We start from the raw sequence: 5,138 nt of genomic DNA on the forward strand, positions 1-5,138 counted from the left end.
GGGTTGGATCGGCGTCGTGCCGACGGTTGTGCCTTGGCCAATTCCGCCTGCGAGCTCTTGGAAACCCCTGGTTCCACCGGGCAGTGAACTGCTTGGTTCGACCATATCGCCGATAACGCCTGTAGCTCCTGGTGTTTATCCCGGCAGCCCAGCCGTCCCCGTCCTACCTGAAAACGGGACGTTTCCGGCTGTTGATGAAGGGGATATTGGTGCGAGTATTCCCGGGTTTCCGGGGGATATGGAACTGCCTTCGCCGGGACTGGTTTTCGTTGGTCCGCCGGTTGAGCCTTTGGAGGTTGGGCCGTATAACGAGTTAAGTGGTAGGAGCAGGGGGGATGGGTTGGATATTGACCATATTCCATCGCGGAGAGCTTTGGAGGAGTACCTTTTAGAGAACTTCGCCGATATGACACCACGTGAACGTAGAGGTTATACACAGCGAGCCCCGGCCATAGCAATACCCGCTGAGGTACACAGAAAATTCAGTGAAACCTATGGTGGGCGTAATACCGCATTGAAGCGGTCTCAAGATGCATCTGATCTGGAGCAAGCGGTAGATCAAAATTTTGATGCAATCAAGCCTGGGTTGCTTGACTCTGGCCTGGATGAAGGCAGCATCGAGATTGGGCGCGAAAGGTTGCATGCTCTTCACAAACAACAGGGGTGGTATTAATGGACGCCATAAAAGTGGTGGAGCTAATAGAGGGAGTTGGTCACACTCACGAGTCATTGTTGGCAAGCGGAACTATTCCTGCCCAGTCTCTTACTGAGCTATATCCCGGTTGCGATCGATTGGATCTTGAGGTTGAAGATGGAGTAGAGCTTACGTTTTGGTATGAAACCAAAGTATTGGATAGTTTATTTGTTACTTTGGTGGAGACAATGCCTACTACGGTGAAATACGGAGGCGAACTTCCCGAGCCCTATAGGTTGGTAATGACTCAGTCCGATGTACATGCGTTATTTGGCGAACCAATGGAGTCAAAAGGCCCAATCAAAATGCCTGAGCCAATGGGCCAAACAGGTGGTTGGGAATCCTATCCATTGGATCCTGCTGTTTATCCAGGTAAGAAGGTCGTATTTCAATACACGGCTGCAATGGAAGTAAAAACGTTGGTCTTCACTTTGATTGACAAGGGGCACGACTAAAACTTTGGTATAGCAGGCAAGGCTGTACGCGCAGTTGTTCAGGGTAGGGCCGGGGGGTAACTGCGATCTAAATTAATAAGAAAATATTAGGCATGTAACGCTATTATTCCGGCAGCCAAGTCCTACCGGAAAACGGTACATATCCAGCTGTCGATGAAGGCGAAATGGGTGCGAGTATTCCCGGGTTTTYGGGGGATATGGGGCTGCCTTCGCCGGATTTCTGTTTCTTGATCGGCGGGATGATCCGGGTGTCGCGACCAGGGCAGGGCAGGTGGTTTCGGGGGGTATGGTTGGGAGATGCTGCGCGAGGACAGGGGGCGCCGGTTCCTTTGCAAATTGCTGATCAGCTGCGGTTGCAGGAATTTCGGAATTTTCATGCATTCAGGCGGGCATTTTGGAAGGCGGTTGCGGCAGATTCTGAACTGAACACTCAGTTCATAGCTATCGATTTGGATTTGATGCGAAAGGGCAAGGCTCCCTTAGCGTTACCTAAATATAGATATGGCGGGCGGATTAAATTCGAAATTCATTATCAGTTCGAGGTTGCCCAAGGAGGTGCTGTGTACGACATGGATAACTTGGTGGTGATGACACCCAAGAGGCATATTCTTTTTCACGGTAAAGGAACAGAGCAGAAATGAAGTTCAAAGAGAGATTTGAAGACTACACAGAAGCGGAGTTCCTAGAGTTTCTTCGGTGCCTATTTGAAGAGGCGCGAGACCTGCCCGATGATGAGTTCGACTCTTTTATAATTAAGGGTGTGTTGCATTTTGAGGCTGTAACTGAACATCCAGATGGGATACATGGCTTATGCAATCCGGAGGATCGGGGCAAAAATACACCGGTGAAAGTACTGGAAGCCACCAAAAAATGGCGCGCAGCCAATAACAAACCCGGCTTCAAACCAGAATAACCTTCTATCAACACTTGCCGGCACTTGCCCCTGATCGAGCAAGTGCCCTTGTCTACAACAGCTTGCCCCAAGGGCTCAAGGAAGAACCAGGATGGAACTCAAAGCAACCCTCAAAGATTTTACAGCGGCAGAATTTCAGGCGCTGGTGAGCAGGATCTGGGCCGTTGATCTACCCAAGCAAGACCATGATCGCTTGATCAACCATTTCGACCAGATTGTCGGGCACCCCAGCGGTGCGGATTTGTTGTTTTACCCTGTTGATAACGGTTGGGACGGACCGGAGTCGGTTATTCATCACGTCAGAGGCTGGCATCAAAAACATACAAACAGCGCGGCATTCAAAGATGAAGCGATACCCATGGCGCCCCCGCCGGCATCGGCAAGTGCCGCATATCGACACTTGGCCGAGGTGCATAAAATCACTGCTGACGTTGCAGTGTCGCAGCAGTTGGTCGAAATGGCGCTCGGCACTTTCGCTCAAGCCATTCAGTACGCGCGAACGCAGCAGAGCGTCGATCTGGAAGTCTCCCTGCAGGAAGAAAGTATTCGTGCACTGGAGCGCGCTCAGCATGAAACCCATAAGGCCGTCAGGAATTTGGAGTCCTGGAAGATGAGGTTGGAGTTCGCCAGAAACAGTGCGAAAAACAACCTGGCCTTTGCACGATCCGAACACGCTCTATGGCAGAGCAATGCTCTACAGATCAATGCGACACACGACCGCCATGTTGCGTTGCTGGCAGACTTTGTCCAGCGCCATCGGGGTCTACATGATGAAGCCGAGGCAGTGTTGATTGCGGCGCAAGGACGATTGATCCAATCGCGCACGCTGGCGGGAGTCGGTCCGACACAGACCGCTCGTGTGGTTAACGCATCATTGGCTTTTGCCAATAGTCGTCCCGCCGTTTTGCTGGAAGGAGCACCTTCGGAGTTGGAGGTGGGTCAGCTAGCGAGTTTGCAAAAAGCCATTCGCTCGGTCGTCGGTGAACTCACCTGGCGCAAGACCTCGATCGAGCCAGCCGATAAAAGCCTCTGTGCTGCCATTTTAAATTTCGAGTTTTCCAGCCGCGCGGATGCTCAGGTCTATGGCCTCAGCATACCTTTGATTGAGCTATTACCGATTGAGGGGCTGGATTGGCAATCGCTGGCAGCGAAGGGGGCCGAGGTAAATGTTCCTTTCAGGCTCGGTACCGCAATAGTACCCGTGGAACCCGGGACGAAATTCAAATGGTTGCGCGAGATCAAGACGCTGTCGCAGATTCACATCACGGAATCCCTGAGAAGCCATACGGGCGTTCGAGTCAGGTCGGCCCATTTCAATGAGCAATCAGGAGCGTTCAGTTTTTACCGCTGATGGTGCTGCGCCAATTACCGTTAACTGGAACGCGCCCGTCACTCGTGATTCAACGCGTCGTTTGGAGTTTGTTTACTCTTCGCCGGTGCCGGCAATGGAATCCCTCCCGCAAGGAGTCGAGGGAGCGCCATTCGACGACTATGTTGTGGTTTTCCCTACCGACTCAGGGCTTGATCCGGTGTACGTCATGTTCAGAAGTCGAGTTGAGTATCCGGTTTAACGGGGGGGCATCAAGTGCTCGATCATGCCCAGGTAACGGGAAATGTCCTGAATGTGATCGAGCATATATCGGGCGTATTCAGTTCTTCTTCGCCTGCTCCCATACCCGCTCTTCCTGCTCCCGTAGTTCCGGGGTGAACTCCGCCCCGAAGTCTTCCATCTCGAACACCTGCCGAATCTCGATCTCGGCCTCGGTGCCCGGCATCGGGTTGGGGCAGCGCTTGACCCATTCGATGGCTTCTTGCTTGGACTTCACTTTCCACAACCAGAAACCGGCGATCAGTTCCTTGGTTTCGATGAAGGGGCCGTCGATGACCGAGCGTTGCTCCCCCGAAAACTTTACGCGGGCGCCTTTGCTGCTGGGGTGCAGGCCTTCGCCTGCGAGCATGATGCCGGCCTTGACCAGTTCTTCGTTGTAGTTGCCCATCGCGGTCAATAGCTCCTGGCTGGGCATCACGCCGGCTTCGGAATCCTGGCTGGCCTTGATGATGATCATGAATCGCATGGTGATTTCTCCGTTGTAATTGAGTGACTCGCGAAATGGTCGAACGGCTGTAGTGCAAATCGACAGCCCCTCGACAAAATTGCTGTAGAAGACACTTTGGCAGGTTTCTTTTCGACCGCCATTTCGCTACACCGTATTTCTGGCAAGCCTGTCCAACGATCAAAGGAATGTGTCCTGTATGCCAACCCTGGAACTCACCACACTCATCCCCGGCCGCACGCCCGGACAGGTCCTCGACTTCTGTCTGGAAGGGGTCAACTTTCCGAAGATTTTCCCCGAGCGCATTACCCCGCTGGGTGATGTCGATCTGAACAACCTGCGGATTGAAGCCGGGCGGCAGTTCCGCTTTCGCCACTGGATGTTCAATGTGATTCCGTCGAGCTGGACGGTAGTGATCCGTGAAGTCGGTGAAATGCATTTCATCGACGAGATGCTCAAGGGACCGATGCGTGCCTTTCGTCACGAACATCGAGTAGCGGCAGGAGAGAGCGGTACGCTGTACACCGACCGGGTGACATATTCGGCGATAGGTGGCGCGCCAATGGAGTGGTTGCTGGTCAATGGCTACATGCGACGGATTTTCGAGGCGCGCCATCGCAATATGCTGGAGTTACTCAAATAACGCCGCTGTCCCTGTGGGTTGTATCCAGTTTTGTACGCCGATACATGACAATTTATGTTTGACCGTAGGTCGTCGGACAATTTCGTGGTTAACTTCGGCCTCGTCAAAACACTCCACACCAACGTCAGAAGGACTCCGTTCATGGCTCAAGTCACTCTTAAAGGCAACCCGGTTCAAGTCAACGGCCAACTGCCACAAGCCGGTTCCAAGGCGCCAGCCTTTTCCCTGGTTGCCGGCGATCTGTCCGACGTCACCCTGAAAGACTTTGCCGGCAAGCGCAAAGTGCTGAACATTTTCCCAAGCATCGACACCCCGACCTGCGCCACCTCGGTTCGCAAGTTCAACGCCCAGGCCAACGACGTGGCCAACACTGTCGTAC

At 53.1% G+C, this 5,138-nt stretch carries 8 protein-coding genes and 1 pseudogene; 8 read left to right on the forward strand and 1 reads right to left on the reverse strand.

The window, feature by feature from the left end:
- The 6 genes and pseudogenes from ACXRVY_RS16460 to ACXRVY_RS16485 form a co-directional block, all read left to right on the forward strand.
- Nucleotides 1-673: pseudogene (locus ACXRVY_RS16460) on the forward strand (S-type pyocin domain-containing protein); the annotation flags it as partial.
- On the forward strand, nt 673-1,149 hold the full coding sequence (locus ACXRVY_RS16465; protein WP_223462896.1) for a DUF6392 family protein: 477 nt from the start codon (nt 673-675) through the stop codon (nt 1,147-1,149). The pseudogene ACXRVY_RS16460 and the gene ACXRVY_RS16465, both read left to right, overlap by 1 nt.
- A 164-nt stretch (nt 1,150-1,313) precedes the next feature.
- Nucleotides 1,314-1,790 carry a hypothetical protein gene (locus tag ACXRVY_RS16470; protein WP_458237778.1) on the forward strand — a complete coding sequence of 159 codons (477 nt, stop codon included), beginning with the start codon at nt 1,314-1,316 and terminating at the stop codon, nt 1,788-1,790.
- The gene (locus ACXRVY_RS16475; RefSeq protein ID WP_223462894.1) at nt 1,787-2,062 is read left to right on the forward strand and encodes a bacteriocin immunity protein; all 276 of its coding nucleotides are present in this window, start codon (nt 1,787-1,789) and stop codon (nt 2,060-2,062) included. Before ACXRVY_RS16470 ends, ACXRVY_RS16475 begins: the two co-directional genes overlap by 4 nt.
- Before the next feature lie 91 nt (nt 2,063-2,153).
- The gene (locus tag ACXRVY_RS16480; RefSeq protein ID WP_223462893.1) at nt 2,154-3,413 is read left to right on the forward strand and encodes a bacteriocin immunity protein; all 1,260 of its coding nucleotides are present in this window, start codon (nt 2,154-2,156) and stop codon (nt 3,411-3,413) included.
- On the forward strand, nt 3,379-3,633 hold the full coding sequence (locus ACXRVY_RS16485; protein WP_223462892.1) for an S-type pyocin domain-containing protein: 255 nt from the start codon (nt 3,379-3,381) through the stop codon (nt 3,631-3,633). The genes ACXRVY_RS16480 and ACXRVY_RS16485 overlap by 35 nt, the downstream gene beginning before the upstream one ends.
- A 78-nt stretch (nt 3,634-3,711) precedes the next feature.
- Here ACXRVY_RS16485 and ACXRVY_RS16490 read toward each other — a convergent pair whose 3' ends face one another.
- Complete coding sequence (locus ACXRVY_RS16490) at nt 3,712-4,137, reverse strand: YciI family protein (RefSeq protein ID WP_223462891.1); 426 nt, start codon at nt 4,135-4,137, stop codon at nt 3,712-3,714.
- A 178-nt stretch (nt 4,138-4,315) separates the two neighbouring features.
- Between ACXRVY_RS16490 and ACXRVY_RS16495 the strand changes: the two genes are divergently transcribed.
- Both ACXRVY_RS16495 and ACXRVY_RS16500 read left to right on the forward strand, forming a co-directional pair.
- Nucleotides 4,316-4,759, forward strand: a complete 444-nt coding sequence (locus ACXRVY_RS16495) for an SRPBCC family protein (RefSeq protein ID WP_223462890.1) — start codon at nt 4,316-4,318, stop codon at nt 4,757-4,759.
- 141 nt (nt 4,760-4,900) lie between these two features.
- On the forward strand, nt 4,901-5,138 hold a 238-nt coding region (locus tag ACXRVY_RS16500), incomplete at its 3' end, for a redoxin family protein (RefSeq protein ID WP_458237779.1).

Source organism: Pseudomonas sp. P5_A2_2 (assembly GCF_054177685.1).